The 13521-nt window shown below is 66.4% G+C and carries 13 protein-coding genes and 2 pseudogenes; 11 read left to right on the forward strand and 4 right to left on the reverse strand.

All coding sequences use genetic code 11. The annotated features are described in order from the left end of the window. Nucleotides 1–93 precede the first annotated feature (93 nt). The 4 genes from OJJOAM_RS08975 (at nucleotide 94) to OJJOAM_RS08990 (ending at nucleotide 4790) form a co-directional block, all read left to right on the forward strand. A complete protein-coding gene (locus tag OJJOAM_RS08975; RefSeq protein WP_422647750.1) occupies nucleotides 94–1194 on the forward strand; it encodes a malate/lactate/ureidoglycolate dehydrogenase in 1101 nt (366 codons plus the stop codon). A 200-nt stretch (nucleotides 1195–1394) separates the two neighbouring features. Further along, nucleotides 1395–2321, forward strand: coding sequence for a 2-hydroxy-3-oxopropionate reductase (locus OJJOAM_RS08980; RefSeq protein ID WP_422647751.1), 927 nt, complete (start codon nucleotides 1395–1397; stop codon nucleotides 2319–2321). A 491-nt stretch (nucleotides 2322–2812) separates the two neighbouring features. Beyond that, nucleotides 2813–3274 (forward strand): tripartite tricarboxylate transporter TctB family protein, encoded by a 462-nt coding sequence (locus OJJOAM_RS08985; RefSeq protein WP_422647752.1) that lies wholly within the window; start codon nucleotides 2813–2815, stop codon nucleotides 3272–3274. 13 nt (nucleotides 3275–3287) lie between these two features. After that, on the forward strand, nucleotides 3288–4790 hold the full coding sequence (locus OJJOAM_RS08990) for a tripartite tricarboxylate transporter permease (protein ID WP_422647753.1): 1503 nt from the start codon (nucleotides 3288–3290) through the stop codon (nucleotides 4788–4790). A gap of 138 nt (nucleotides 4791–4928) precedes the next feature. Here the strand turns inward: OJJOAM_RS08990 and OJJOAM_RS08995 are convergent, their stop codons facing one another. After that, complete coding sequence (locus OJJOAM_RS08995; protein WP_422649546.1) at nucleotides 4929–5765, reverse strand: alpha/beta fold hydrolase; 837 nt, start codon at nucleotides 5763–5765, stop codon at nucleotides 4929–4931. Between the two features lie 594 nt (nucleotides 5766–6359). Between OJJOAM_RS08995 and OJJOAM_RS09000 the strand changes: the two genes are divergently transcribed. Both OJJOAM_RS09000 and OJJOAM_RS09005 read left to right on the forward strand, forming a co-directional pair. Continuing rightward, complete coding sequence (locus OJJOAM_RS09000; RefSeq protein ID WP_422647754.1) at nucleotides 6360–6569, forward strand: hypothetical protein; 210 nt, start codon at nucleotides 6360–6362, stop codon at nucleotides 6567–6569. Between the two features lie 44 nt (nucleotides 6570–6613). Further along, the gene (locus OJJOAM_RS09005) at nucleotides 6614–6910 is read left to right on the forward strand and encodes a type II toxin-antitoxin system RelE/ParE family toxin (RefSeq protein WP_422647755.1); all 297 of its coding nucleotides are present in this window, start codon (nucleotides 6614–6616) and stop codon (nucleotides 6908–6910) included. A 30-nt stretch (nucleotides 6911–6940) separates the two neighbouring features. Here the strand turns inward: OJJOAM_RS09005 and OJJOAM_RS09010 are convergent, their stop codons facing one another. Next, nucleotides 6941–7912: a magnesium and cobalt transport protein CorA gene (locus OJJOAM_RS09010; RefSeq protein ID WP_422647756.1), complete on the reverse strand. Its 972-nt coding sequence runs from the start codon at nucleotides 7910–7912 to the stop codon at nucleotides 6941–6943. 199 nt (nucleotides 7913–8111) lie between these two features. On the opposite strand from OJJOAM_RS09010, the gene minC reads away from it, so the two are divergent. The 4 genes and pseudogenes from minC (at nucleotide 8112) to OJJOAM_RS09030 (ending at nucleotide 11434) form a co-directional block, all read left to right on the forward strand. Continuing rightward, nucleotides 8112–8870 carry a septum site-determining protein MinC gene (gene minC, locus OJJOAM_RS09015; RefSeq protein WP_422647757.1) on the forward strand — a complete coding sequence of 253 codons (759 nt, stop codon included), beginning with the start codon at nucleotides 8112–8114 and terminating at the stop codon, nucleotides 8868–8870. A 61-nt stretch (nucleotides 8871–8931) separates the two neighbouring features. Next, nucleotides 8932–9744: a septum site-determining protein MinD gene (minD, locus tag OJJOAM_RS09020; RefSeq protein ID WP_174106089.1), complete on the forward strand. Its 813-nt coding sequence runs from the start codon at nucleotides 8932–8934 to the stop codon at nucleotides 9742–9744. Nucleotides 9745–9759: 15 nt separating this feature from the next. Continuing rightward, a pseudogene (minE, locus tag OJJOAM_RS09025) lies at nucleotides 9760–10015 on the forward strand (cell division topological specificity factor MinE). 333 nt (nucleotides 10016–10348) lie between these two features. Continuing rightward, nucleotides 10349–11434 (forward strand): porin, encoded by a 1086-nt coding sequence (locus tag OJJOAM_RS09030; RefSeq protein WP_422647758.1) that lies wholly within the window; start codon nucleotides 10349–10351, stop codon nucleotides 11432–11434. A gap of 13 nt (nucleotides 11435–11447) precedes the next feature. Here OJJOAM_RS09030 and OJJOAM_RS09035 read toward each other — a convergent pair whose 3' ends face one another. After that, nucleotides 11448–12176 (reverse strand): hypothetical protein, encoded by a 729-nt coding sequence (locus OJJOAM_RS09035; RefSeq protein ID WP_422647759.1) that lies wholly within the window; start codon nucleotides 12174–12176, stop codon nucleotides 11448–11450. Next, complete coding sequence (locus tag OJJOAM_RS09040; RefSeq protein ID WP_422647760.1) at nucleotides 12173–12868, reverse strand: response regulator transcription factor; 696 nt, start codon at nucleotides 12866–12868, stop codon at nucleotides 12173–12175. Before OJJOAM_RS09040 ends, OJJOAM_RS09035 begins: the two co-directional genes overlap by 4 nt. Before the next feature lie 507 nt (nucleotides 12869–13375). On the opposite strand from OJJOAM_RS09040, the pseudogene OJJOAM_RS09045 reads away from it, so the two are divergent. Continuing rightward, nucleotides 13376–13519: pseudogene (locus tag OJJOAM_RS09045) on the forward strand (DNA-binding response regulator); the annotation flags it as partial. Nucleotides 13520–13521 lie beyond the last annotated feature (2 nt).

A 13521-nucleotide genomic window follows, 5' to 3' on the forward strand; every position in this document is an offset into this window, starting at 1 on the left:
GGTTGGCATGCCACGTCCGGATACCCCCATCATTGACCGCTGAAATCGCGCGGGAGCCCACGGCTCTCTTCACCCACATCGCATCTGGAACCCATGACCGAACATCACATTGCCCCTGCCTCCCTGCATCGATGGGTCGTCGACCTGTGGCGCGCCGCCGGCTCCGATCAGCGCGAGGCGCAGCTGACCGCCGACCATCTGGTGATGGCGAACCTGACCGGCCACGATTCGCACGGCGTCGGCATGATCCCGAAGTACGTGCAGTCCTGGCTCGGCGACCAGCTGCAGCTGAACCGGCGCGTCAGCGTGCTGCAGGACACCGGCAGCATGCTGAGCCTGGACGGCAACCGCGGCATGGGACCGGCGGTGGCCGAGGAAGCCATGGCGCTCGCCATCGCGCGGGCCCGGGAGCACGGCGTTGCGGTGATGGGGCTGCGCCAGTCGCACCATCTGGGACGGGTCGGCCATTGGGCGGAACAGGCGTGCGCCGCCGGCATGATCTCGATCCACTTCGTCAACGTGCTGTCCAAGCCGATCGTCGCGCCGCATGGCGGCTATCAGGCGCGCTATGGCACCAATCCGTTCACGATCGGCGTGCCGGTCGCCGGCAAGCCGCCGCTGGTGATGGACTTCGCCACCAGCGCGATCGCGCTGGGCAAGGTCCGCGTCGCCCACAACAAGGGCGTAGCGGTGCCGGCCGGCTGCCTGCTCGATGCCGACGGCGCCGCGACCGAGCTGGCCTCGGTGATGTACCCGCAGAACGGCGAGCCGCAGGGCGCGCTGCGGCCCTTCGCCGAGCACAAGGGTTATGCGCTCGCGGTGATGTGCGAGCTGCTGGGCGCGGCGGTGACCGGCGGCCATACGGTCCGCCCCGAGACGCTGACGCATCCGCATGCGATCTGGAACAACATGCTGGCGATCGTGTTCGATCCCGAGCGGCTCGCGGGCAGCACCAGTTTCGGCGCCGAGCTGGAAGCGTTCGTCGACTGGCTGAAGTCGTCGTCCTTGCAGCCGGGACACGACGCGATCCGCATGCCCGGCGATCCGGAACGGGAACGCCAGCATGCGCGCGCAGGCGGCATCCCGATCGATGGCGGCACGCTGGCGCAACTGGACGATGCCGCGGCGCAGGTGCAGGCCAGGCGCGGCGAAGCGCCGGGACCGCTGTCGCGGCTCGCGATGCGTTCGGCTTGAGCGCCTGCAGGCGATGCCACCGCGCCTTGGCCTCGGTGCATCGTCCGGCTGCATCGGCCGGCGGCATCGCTCAGGGGTATCGCCCGGGGTATCGCCCCGGGGTGTCGTCGACAGGGCGTATGCTGGCACTGGTGCCGGCCGCGCCAGCGCGCCATGCTGGGCGGAGCCGGCGGTTCCCGATCGATCGATGAGGCAGACAGATGAGCAATATCGGATTCATCGGCCTGGGCGTGATGGGCGCCCCGATGGCCCAGCATCTACTCGAAGGCGGACATACGCTGTACGTCCATAGCCGCAGCGGCCCACCGCAGGCGCTGCTCGATGCCGGTGCGAAATCCTGTGCGAACGCGGCCGAGGTGGCGCGGCAGGCGGAGATCGTCATCCTGATGCTGCCGGACACGCCCGACGTCGAACGCGTGCTGTTCGGCGACGACGGCGTCGCGGCGGGCTTGTCCGGCGGCAAGGTGGTGGTCGACATGAGTTCGATCTCGCCGATCGAGACGCGCGAGTTCGCCGGCCGCATCGAAGCGCTCGGCTGCGACTATGTCGATGCGCCGGTATCGGGCGGCGAGGTCGGCGCCAAGGCCGGCACGCTGTCGATCATGGCGGGCGGCAAGCAGGCCGCGTTCGATCGCGTGCTGCCGCTGCTGCAGCTGATGGGCAGGAACATCACGCTGGTCGGCGGCGTCGGCGACGGGCAGATCGCCAAGGTCGCGAACCAGGTCATCGTCGCGCTGACGATCGAGGCGGTCGGCGAGGCGCTGGTGCTGGCGGCGAAGGCAGGCGCCGACCCGGCGCGCGTGCGCCAGGCGCTGATGGGCGGCTTTGCCAGTTCGCGCATCCTGGAGGTGCATGGCGAACGGATGATCCGCCGCACCTTCGATCCGGGCTTTCGGATCGCGCTGCATCAGAAGGACCTGAACCTCGCGCTGTCCACCGCCCGCAAGCTCGGCCTGAGCCTGCCCGGCACCGCGTCGTGCCAGCAGCTGTTCAATGTCTGCGAGGCGCTCGGCGGCGAGGCCTGGGACCACTCCGGGCTGGTCCGCGCGCTCGAACACATGGCCGACTTCGCCATCGGCGATACGCCCGCTTCGGCGAGCGGCGACAGCGCCGGCCGCGGCGCATAAGCAGCGGCAGCAGCAACGACGGCGGCAGCAACGGCGGCGGCAACGGCGCCAACAACGCGGACCACGTCGGCCAGGGACGGCTCGCGCCGCCGCGCCTGGCCGACCTGTTGGATCGCGTGGATCGCGCCGCCAATGCCCGATGCAATCGGGCCAAACCCGCATGCACGCCCCCGCACCTGCCCCGGCATCAGCACGGTGAATTTCTCGGGAATTACCCTTGTTTGCGTTCAAATACATCACACCATGATGTATCTTTCGTAGCCATCGACGGTTCCGCACCGTCGTGAGGGCGCTGGTCCCGGTCCGTCATCGGGACTTCCGCCAGCCCTGACCTGCAGCCGCCCTTGCCACGACGAGGGTCGCCTGCCGTCGCCGCGCCGGCATACGCGCCCGCGCGCCGCGACATTCCCGAGTGCCATCGCGACAAGCCTGCGCCAAGACAGGCGGGGATGGCTGTTCCGTTCACCGTTTCGAATCCTGCGGGCGCCATCATGCGAATACGCAAACAAACCGATTTCTTCTCCGGACTGATGTTCATCACCGTCGGCCTGGGCTTTTCGCTGGTCGCGCGCGGCTACACCATGGGTACCGCGGCGCGCATGGGTCCCGGCTACTTTCCGTTCTGGCTCGGCATCGTGCTGGCGCTGCTCGGCGCGATCGTGGCGATCGGCGCCATGTCGCCAAAGGGCGAGTCCGACCGGCTCGCACGCTGGGACCTGCGCACCGTGCTGTGGGTGCTCGGCTCGGTGGTGCTGTTCGGCCTGGTGCTCAAGCCGCTCGGCATGGTGCTGTCGGTGATCCTGCTGGTGCTGATCGCGTCGATGGCCAGCCACGAATTCACCTGGCGCGGCGCGCTGCTCAATGCCGCGGTGCTGGTAGTCATCAGCCTGGTTGCCTTCGTCTACGGCATCAATCTGCAAATGCCGGTGTGGCCGGCTTTCCTGTCGGCTTGAGGAGGCCCACGCTATGGAATTGCTCAACCATCTGGCGCTGGGATTCTCGACCGCGCTGTCGCTGCAGAACCTGGCCTATGCGCTGCTGGGCTGCGTGTTGGGGACGCTGATCGGCGTGCTGCCGGGCCTGGGGCCGCTGGCGACCATCGCGATGCTGCTGCCGATCACCTACACGCTGCCGCCGGTCGCGGCGCTGATCATGCTGGCGGGCATCTACTACGGCGCGCAGTACGGCGGCTCGACCACCGCCATCCTGGTCAACCTGCCCGGCGAGTCGTCGTCGGTGGTGACCACGCTGGACGGCTACCAGATGGCCCGCAAGGGCCGCGCGGGCGTGGCGCTGGCGACCGCCGGCCTGGGGTCCTTCTTTGCCGGCAGCGTCGCCACGCTGATCCTGGCCGCGTTCGCGACGCCGCTGTCGGAGCTGGCCTTCAAGTTCGGTCCCGCCGAGTATTTCTCGCTGATGGTGCTGGGCCTGATCGGCGCCGTGGTGCTGGCCTCGGGCTCGCTGGTCAAGGCCGTGGCGATGATCGTGCTCGGCCTGCTGATCGGCCTGATCGGCACCGACGTCAATTCGGGCGTGGCGCGCTTCTCGTTCGACGTGCCGGAACTGACCGACGGCATCAACATCACCGGGCTGGCGATGGGCCTGTTCGGCTTTGCCGAGATCATCGTCAATCTGGAGCAGAGGGAGTCGCGCGAGACCTTTACCGACCGCGTGACCAACCTGTTCCCGACCAGGGAAGACTTCAAGCGCATGATTCCGGCCGTGCTGCGCGGCACCGCGCTCGGCTCGGCGCTGGGCGTGCTGCCTGGCGGCGGCGCGTCGCTGTCCTCGTTCGCGGCGTACTCGCTCGAGAAGAAGACCTCGAAGCATCCGCACGAATTCGGCAAGGGCGCGATCGAAGGCGTGGCCGGACCGGAATCGGCCAACAACGCGGCCGCGCAGACCTCGTTCATTCCGCTGCTGACGCTGGGCATTCCCTCCAATGCGGTGATGGCGCTGATGGTCGGCGCGATGACGATCCACAATATCCAGCCCGGCCCGCAGGTGATGACCAGCAACCCCTCGCTGTTCTGGGGCCTGATCGCTTCGATGTGGATCGGCAACCTGACGCTGGTGATCCTGAACCTGCCGCTGATCGGCATCTGGGTCAAGCTGCTGAAGGTGCCGTATCGCTTCCTGTATCCGGCGATCCTGACGTTCTGCTGCATCGGCGTCTACTCCGTCAACAACACGGTGTTCGACGTGTTCGTCGCGGCGGCATGCGGGATGATCGGCTACATCTTCATGAAGCTGCGCTGCGAGCCCGCGCCGCTGCTGCTCGGCTTCGTGCTGGGGCCGATGATGGAAGAGAACTTCCGCCGCACGCTGCTGCTCTCGCGGGGCGACTTCCATGTGTTCATCGAGCGTCCGCTGTCGCTGGGCCTGCTGGTGGCGGCCGCCGCGCTGGTGGCGGTGGTGGCGCTGCCCGCGGTCAAGGCCAAGCGGGAGGAGGCGTTCCAGGAGGAATAGGGGGGGCCGGGAGCGGCGGCTGGTTCGCCGATGTCATTGGCTTCATGCGGCCGCTTCCTTCTCTGCTTTCCCTCTCTCCTGCCCTCTGCGGCCACCGGGAGAGGGCATCCGCTTGCCAGCTTGCCGGAACGCACGCCGCTACGCTGCGTTCCAGACGCGCGCGAGGAAGTCCCGGATCAACGGACATACCTGCGCGAAATGCGTCTCCAGCAGCCAGTGCCCGCCGTCGGTCATATGCAGTTCCGCACGCGGCAGGTCGCGCAGATAGGCACGGCCCGCCGCCTCGGGCATATAGCCGTCGTGCGGTCCCCACAGGATCAGCGTGGCCGGCTGGTGCTCGCGCAGATAGGCCTGGTAGCGCGGGAACCAGTCGAGATTCGCCTTCAGCCCCTCCATCAGCCGCACGGCCACTTCGCGCCGGACCGGTGTGTCCATCAGCCGCCAGTGCAGCGTCCATAGATCCGGCGGCACGCGCGGCACGAGTTCGGGCCGGATTTCGCCGATGAACTCGTCGCGAAAGCCATGCTCGCTGGCGGCCGCCTCCAGCGGCGCGCGATTCGCCGGCGACGGGTCGTCCCAATAGCGCCGGATCGTCTCGTACTTGGGCCCGAGCGCGTCCTCGTAGATGTCGCCGTTCTGCACGATCAGCGCGCCGATCCGCTCGGGCGCCCGGATCGCGAGCCGCAGGCCGATCTGCGAGCCGTAGTCGTGCAGGTAGAGCGCGTACCGCTGCAGCCCGAGGGCGTCGGCGAAGCGCTGCAGGAAGGCCGCGTAGGCGTCGAAGTCATAGCCGAACTGCCCGAAGTCCGGCGTATCGCTGTAGCCGAACCCCGGAAAATCCGGCGCCACCGCGTGCCAGCGGTCGGCCAGCGCCGGCAGCAGGCGGCGGTATTGATAGGACGAGCACGGGTAGCCGTGCGGCAGCAGCACCGCGGGGGCGTCCTTCGGGCCGGCTTCGCGGTAGAAGATGCGCATGCCGTCGAGGTCCAGCGTCCGGTGCGCCACGGCGTCCAGGCGAGCGGCAATTTCCGTAGCCCCTGATGTGGGGGAGACCGCGGACAGATCGTGCGGATCGTTCATCGTCGCTCCTCCCAAAGATGGATTCGGACGAGGATGCAAATTGCATTCCGACGCCTGGCGCCGCGCGCTCACGCACGCTCCCCCGCTTGTTGTCCCTTGTTCCCCGCTTGTTCCAAGCCTGTTTGCGCCTTGTTTGCCGCTCGTTTGCCGTCTTTTCGCCGTCTGTTCTCTGCCCTGCCCAGTGTCGCTGCCATCGCGATTGTGCAAACCGCGCAGTTTTTGCGTGACGCGTGCGCCTCCGCGCGCCGAATGCAAAAGCAACGGGCCGTTCCCGCAAACGATCGAGCGCCGCGCTCGTAACATGCCCTTCCGTTGTTCACCACACGGGCAGCTTGCGCGGACCCGGCCACCACCATCGCAACGTCGCGCCCCGGCACCGGGGGTGGTGGCCGGTTTTTTTGGAGTACCTGGGTACCCCACCCAGCCATGTACAGCCACGATATGAATTCAAGTACAACTGCACGACTCGGCGGCTTTATACTGCCCCGCATGAGCGACGCAAGTTCTCCCCTCCAGCCCGAATTCAAGAGTGCCGAAGAAGCAGCGGAATATGACCGCTGGTTCCGGACCGAGGTTGAAGCCGCCATTCGTACGGCCGATTCGCCCGACGCCACCTTCATTCCGCACCGGGAAGCAATGGCGCACATCCGCACCCGCCTGCTCAAGATGGGTGCCGCCAGGTCCGACAAGCCCCAGTAACGGCCCGCCCCTTCCCTGTCACGATTACCAGTAGAAGCCAGGCAATGCCTCGGGTTCATTGGCTCGATTCCGCGCTTGCGGACCTCGATACCATCCTGTCCCATATCGCCGAGCACAATGCCCAGGCAGCATATTGGCTATACGAGGACATTGACCGGATGACGGCTGCCCTGCCGGATCGTCCGTATCTATATCGACGCGGCCGTGTCAGTGGCACCCGGGAGCTGGTTATCCATCCGAACTACTATGTGGTTTATCGGCTCGTCAACGCAGAGATACAGATGCTTCGTGTCATGCACTCTCGCCAGCAGTATCCAAAGCGGGTGAAACGTTCGACCTGAGCGGGCAGCACTGCATAACTGCGGCTTGGATCAAACCCACCCCGCCCGATGCAGCTTGCGCCAGAGCGCCGTGCAGGCCAGCGCGGTGCCGGCGATCACGGCCGGATAGGCGAACGGCAGTTTCAGTTCCGGCATGAATTCGAAGTTCATGCCGTACAGGCTGAACACCACGGTCGGGATCGCGAGAATGGCACCCCAGCCCGCGAGTCGCTTGACCACCTCGTTCTGTCCCACCGTGACCAGCGCCAGGTTCACCTGCACCGCGGTCGTCAGCATTTCGCGCACGACGTCGAGCGTTCGCAGCAGCCGGCTGGCGTGGTCCTCGACGTCACGGAAATAGGCCCGCAGATCCCTGGGCACCAGTTCCTCGTGCAGGCGGATCAATTGCCCGCACATCTCCTCGATCGGATAGACCGCATTGCGCAGCCGCAGCACCTGCCGCTTGATGTGGTACAGCCGCTCGATCGCGGCGCGGTCGAACTGGTCGCGGAACAGGCCCTGTTCGAGCTGCTCGAAGGTGTCCTCGAGCCCGTTGACGATCGGCATGTAGTGATCGACCACGAAATCCATCAGCGCGTACAGAACGTAGCCAGGCCCATTGGCGAGCGCGTGCGGCTCGTGCGCGCAGCGATCGCGCACGGGGGCGTAGGTGCTGCTGGCCCCGTGGCGGACCGACACCACGTAGTTGGGGCCGACGAACAGGTGCGTCTCGCCGATCTCGACGCTGTCGCCGACCAGCTGGGCGGTATTGAGCACGATGAAGACGCTGTCGCCGTAGGCCTCGAGCTTGGGGCGCTGATGGGCGTTCAGCGCGTCCTCGACCGCCAGGTCGTGCAGGCCGAATTCGAGCTGCGCCTGGCGCAGCAGCGCCAGGTCCGGTTCGTACAGGCCCAGCCAGACGAAGGTGTCCGGCGTCTTCAGTACCTCGCTGATGTCCTCCAGCGAGACCTCGCCCAGCCGCTTGCCGCCGCGGTAGGCCACGCAATTGACGATCGCACCCATGAATGCTCCTCGGTCAGGATGCGCAATCGTAACAAGCGGCGGCGCCGGCGAAGAACGAAGGTCGACCTTGCGGCGATCCTGTCCCTGCCTGCCGCCTCGCGCAGCGAAACGTCGCGCCGTGCAGGTCACCTGATCGACAATTGTTACAGTTCGCCGGGGAGAGGCAGTTAGAATGCGATATTTCCACGCTTACCCGGCTATGTCCCAGAAGAAATCGCCACACTTCGAGCTGCGTAGTGGCAACGTCGACGCCCTCCTTCTTGCGCTCCATACTGCGGATACCTCGGCGCTGCGAGACGATCTGCTGTCGCGCTTCGAAGCTACCCCCGATTTCTTCTCGAACGATGTCATCGCGCTGGACCTGCGCTCGCTGGAAGACGGCCAGCGCCCGGAACTGGGCGCGGTGATCGACACGCTGTCCACGCTGAAGGCCCGCGCGATCGGCGTGGTGGCGCGCCAGGAGCAGCACGACTGGGCCCAGGCTTGCGGGCTGCCGATGCTGGACAGCCAGAGCCGCCGCGGCAATGGACGTGCCGGCACCGCGCGCGGGGCCGAGCCGGCCGCTGGCCCCAGCGAAGCCTCCGCTCCCGCCCCGGCCCCGGCGCCCGAGCCGCCGCGCGCCGCCACGACGCTGCTGATCGACAGGCCGCTACGCTCGGGCCAGCAGATCTACGCGCACGGCGACGTCGTCATCATGGACGTGGTCAGCTTCGGCGCCGAGGTCATCGCCGAAGGCAATATCCATATTTACGCCCCGCTGCGCGGCCGTGCGCTGGCGGGGGTCAAGGGCAATCCGGACGCGCGCATTTTCTGCACCTGCCTGGAGCCCGAACTGATTTCGATCGCCGGCATCTACCGGACCGCCGAACAGAGCCTGCCGCCCGACGTGCTGGGCAAACCCGCGCAGGTCCGGCTTGCCGACGAAACCCTGATTCTCGAGCCGCTTCGCATGAAGTGAGTCCGGCCGAGTCCCGCAACATCGCAGCGCAAGCTTCAACCCTATTACTGGACCAAGAGCCATGGCAAAAATCATCGTTGTGACCTCCGGCAAGGGAGGCGTCGGCAAGACCACCACCAGCGCGAGCTTCGCCGCCGGGCTGGCCCTGCGCGGCCACAAGACCGCCGTGATCGACTTCGACGTCGGCCTGCGCAACCTCGACCTGATCATGGGTTGCGAGCGCCGGGTGGTCTACGACCTGATCAACGTGGTGCAGGGCGAAGCCAATCTGCACCAGGCGCTGATCAAGGACAAGAAGTGCGAGAACCTGTTCATCCTGCCGGCCTCGCAGACCCGCGACAAGGAAGCGCTGACGCACGAGGGCGTCGAGAAGGTGATCAAGAACCTGATCGACATGGACTTCGAGTACATCGTCTGCGATTCGCCGGCCGGCATCGAGACCGGCGCGCTGATGGCGATGTACTTCGCCGACGAGGCGCTGATCGTCACCAATCCGGAAGTCTCGTCGGTGCGCGACTCGGACCGGATCCTGGGCATCCTGTCGTCCAAGACCAAGCGCGCCAGCGAAGGCGAGCCGATCAAGGAACACCTGCTGATCACGCGCTACAACCCGAAGCGCGTGCACGGCGGCGAGATGCTGTCGCTGACCGATATCCAGGAAATCCTGCGCATCAAGCTGATTGGCGTGATTCCGGAGTCCGAGGCCGTGCTGCACGCCTCGAACCAGGGCACGCCGGCCATCCATCTGGAGGGCACGGACGTTGCCGACGCCTACGGCGACGTGGTGGACCGCTTCCTCGGCAAGGAAAAGCCGATGCGCTTCGTCGATTATCAGAAGCCGGGCTTGCTGTCGCGCCTGTTCGGCAACAAGTAAGGAGGGCTCATCCCCATGTCGATCCTGTCCTTCCTGCTCGGGGGAGAAAAAGAAATCCGCGTCGGTCGCCAAGGAGCGGCTGCAGATCATCCTCGCCCATGAACGCACCGGCCATTCCGCGCCGGCCGACTATCTGCCGGCACTGCAGCGCGAACTCGTTGCCGTGATTTCGAAGTATGTGAAGATCGGCGATCAGGACCTGCGCGTGAGTCTGGAGCGCCAGGACAACCTCGAGGTGCTCGAGGTCAAGATCGAGATCCCGCAGAGCTGATCACCGGCGGCGGACCGCCCGGTCCGCCCGCCTCCCCCCTTGGCGGGGTGTCCCGACGCGGACGCCCCCCGCCCTCCCCCGCCCCTCCCCCTTTTCGGTTTCCCCACGCCCTCGCCGGCGCGACTTTGCACGCCGCAATGCACCATTGCGGGCAACTGTCGCGGCCTGACAACGGAATTGCACCAGGCGCGTCCATTCGGCGCCGCGGGAGCAAGGATTGGTGTCGGAACGGTTTTACGTTTTGATAAATTTTCGCGGCGTCTACCGACAACGTAGAGCCAATAAATGCCGCCGCGATCCGGCGACAGAACCACAAGACAGAAAAGGAGCACCATGAAGAAATCGGCCTTGACTCTCGCACTCGGCACCCTGTTCGCCGGCAGCGCCTACGCGCAAACCTCGGTCACGCTGTACGGGATCGTCGACCAGAGCATCCGCTACACCACCAACGCCAACGCCGACAATGACGGCCTGGTCGAACTGACCAACGGCGCCATCACCAACAGCCGCTGGGGCATCAAGGGCAGCGAAGCCCTGGGCAACAACCTGAAGGCTATCTTCCAGCTGGAAAACGGCTTCGATCCGGATACCGGCCGCGGCAACCAGGCCACCGGCACGCTGTTCGGCCGCCAGGCTTACGTCGGCCTGTCGGGCGACTTCGGCACCATCAAGCTGGGCCGCCAGTACACCGAGGGCTTCAACCTGTTCGGTGACTACGATCCGCTGACGATCGGCAACTACAACCAGAACGCCTGGCCGTTCTTCCTGACCCAGCTGCGCCGCGACAACGTCATCAGCTATGACGGCAAGTTCGCCGGCCTGAACGTTGGCGCGAGCTATGGCTTCGGCGAGCAAGCCGGCAGCGTCCGCACCAACCAGTACTGGGGTGCCCGCGCCTCCTACGCCTTTGGCCCGTTCGGCATCGGCGGCGTGTATCAGGAAATCCGCGACATCAACGAGAACAAGCAGCAGATGTGGGGCGTCGCCGGTAAGTACACCATCGGTGCAGCCAAGCTGTTCGTCGGCTACATCGGCGGCAAGGACCACACCGGCGTCATCGACAACGGCTTCCTGAACCCGGATCAAGCCACCACCGGCAACCCGATCCCGGCGGGCGGCAACCACGCTGCCAACCCGCGCAAGGACAAGATCGGCTATGTCGGCGCCAGCTACCAGCTGACCCCGGCGCTGGCCCTGACCGGCGCGTTCTACTACGACGACATCGACAACAAGGATGGCGTTGCCGGCAACGATGGCAAGCGCTACACCGGCGTGCTGCTGGCCGAATACGCGCTGTCCAAGCGTACCCAGGTCTACGGTACGGTCGACTACAACAAGGTCAAGGACGGTGCCCGCACCGAACTGCCGGGCAAGAGCAACCAGACCGGCGTGGCCGTGGGTATCCGCCACATCTTCTGATCGGCATCGTCTTCTACCGATCGACAGGCAGGAAAGCACCTTCGGGTGCTTTCTTGCTTTGGGGCAGCCCCAGGCGCCAGACCGCCGCCCCGCCCTCCTTGCGCAACGTCAGCTTGCCCCGGTGGCATCGCATTACACGGCGCACGAACATTCCGGCCGGAGCACTGCGCGACAGCGCGGCGACGGCTGCGTTGGGCGACGCGGCAGCTGTCGCAATCTCGACGCAGCAGACGCGGCGCGAGAGGCCGATCCGCAGGTGCACCGCCGCGCCGGGCGAGGCATTGAGAATCGCGCGGGCCAGCAGCCGGGTGACCGCCATTTCCAGCATGCGGGCATCGCCATTTACCCATGTCAGGGTCGGCAGCTCCTCGCAATGCAAGACCACGCCGGCCTCGTCGGCCGCGCTCCATGCCGCATCGGCGCATCCCGCCACCAGTGCCGCCAGATCGACCGCTTCGCGGCGATACGGGTGAACGGCCTCCTCGATCAGGCAGCCCAGTTCGTCGACCCGCGTCAGCGCCTCGCGCGCGTGCGCGACGACCTGCGCGGCGAACGCGGGTGCTGCCAATGCGCCGGCGCGATACAGCCCGGTGAGCGCCAGCATGTCGGTGGGCGGAACGCGCAGGTCGTGCGCCAAGCCATGCACCACCGCGCGCCATACCGGATCGCCCCGCCGCGCCGCGCTGCGGACCCAGCGGCGGCGCCATGCGCCGAGACGGGCAAACCAGTCGCGCAGTCTCATGGCAAGGACACCGCCTCCAGCCGATAACCGTGCGTATAGACGGGAATCAGCCGGAAACCGCGATCGGCGCGCAAACCGAGCTTGCTGCGCACGCGCGACATATGGGTATCGATGGTGCGCGACAACGGGGAGATTTCCCTGCCCCAGACCGCGGCAACGATATAGTTGCGCGCGACGATGCGGCCCTCGTTGCGAAACAGCAGCAGCGCGAGGTCGAATTCCTTCGGCGTCAGTTCGACCGGGCTGCCGTTAAGCGTGACGGTGCGCGCGGCGCTGTCGAACACATAGCCGCCCAGGCTGACGCGCGCGTCGGTGCCGCCGCGATGGCTGTCGACACGGCGCAGCAGCGACTGGATGCGCGCGGTCAGTTCGCCCGGCCGGATCGGCTTGACCATGTAATCGTCCGCCCCCGCGCACAAGCCGCTGACCACATCCTCTTCGGCGCCGCGGCAGGTCAGGAACATCACCGGCACGCGCCGGTCCAGATTGGCGCGGGTCCAGTGCAGAACTTCCTTGCCGCTCATGTCCGGCATCTGCCAATCGAGCAGCAACAGATCGAAGCTCTCGTCGCGCAAGCGCAGCAGCAGCTGCCGGCTCAGTCCGAAGCTGACGCAGCAATGGCCGGCCTCGGTCACGATTTGCTGGATCCACGCGGCCTGCGCGGGTTCGTCTTCGAGCGATGCGATCTTCATGCGCAAACTCCGTTCACGGTGTAGAGCGATCGAACTCCGGCCCCTATGCGGCCGGTCCCTTCCCATCGAGCATCGAACCACCCCGCATTTAAGACGGCGCGCGGCCGTTTACAAATAGGGAATTGCCTCAATTTGAGGTTTCAACAAAATCTCACTTTCGGCATACCGGGGTCTGAACGTACGATGCCTGCGCGGATGGCAATCGCCGCGCCAGTGCCAGCGGCAATCGACCACGAAGGCGAATGCATGCGCTCTCGCGATCCGCGGCCGGTGGCCGGCGACAGCCCTGCCGGCAGGCTTCCCAGTCGCGCCCGGGCGCCACCGCAACCGGCGCGCAATCGAATCGACACGCGAGGAGAGCAGACGCCATGAGAATCGCCGCGCTGCAGGACGATCCCACGCAAGCCGTCGTGCTGGAACAAACGCTCAGCCTGCAAGGCCATCGGTGCATCCGCTTCCGGGAGGGGGCGGACCCTGATGATGGCGTTGCGCCAGGAAGCGTTCGACATGCTGCTGCTGGATTGGGAGGTGCCGGGAATCGCCGCGCAGGACGTGCTGCTGTGGGTACGGCGCACGCTCGGCAGCCGCTTGCCAGTGATGTTGCTCGGCGATGCCGACGAGGAGTGCCAGCTGTGCCGCGGTCTAGCCGAAGG

The sequence above is a fragment of the Cupriavidus sp. H18C1 genome (assembly GCF_049311595.1).
Lineage (GTDB): Bacteria > Pseudomonadota > Gammaproteobacteria > Burkholderiales > Burkholderiaceae > Cupriavidus > Cupriavidus cauae.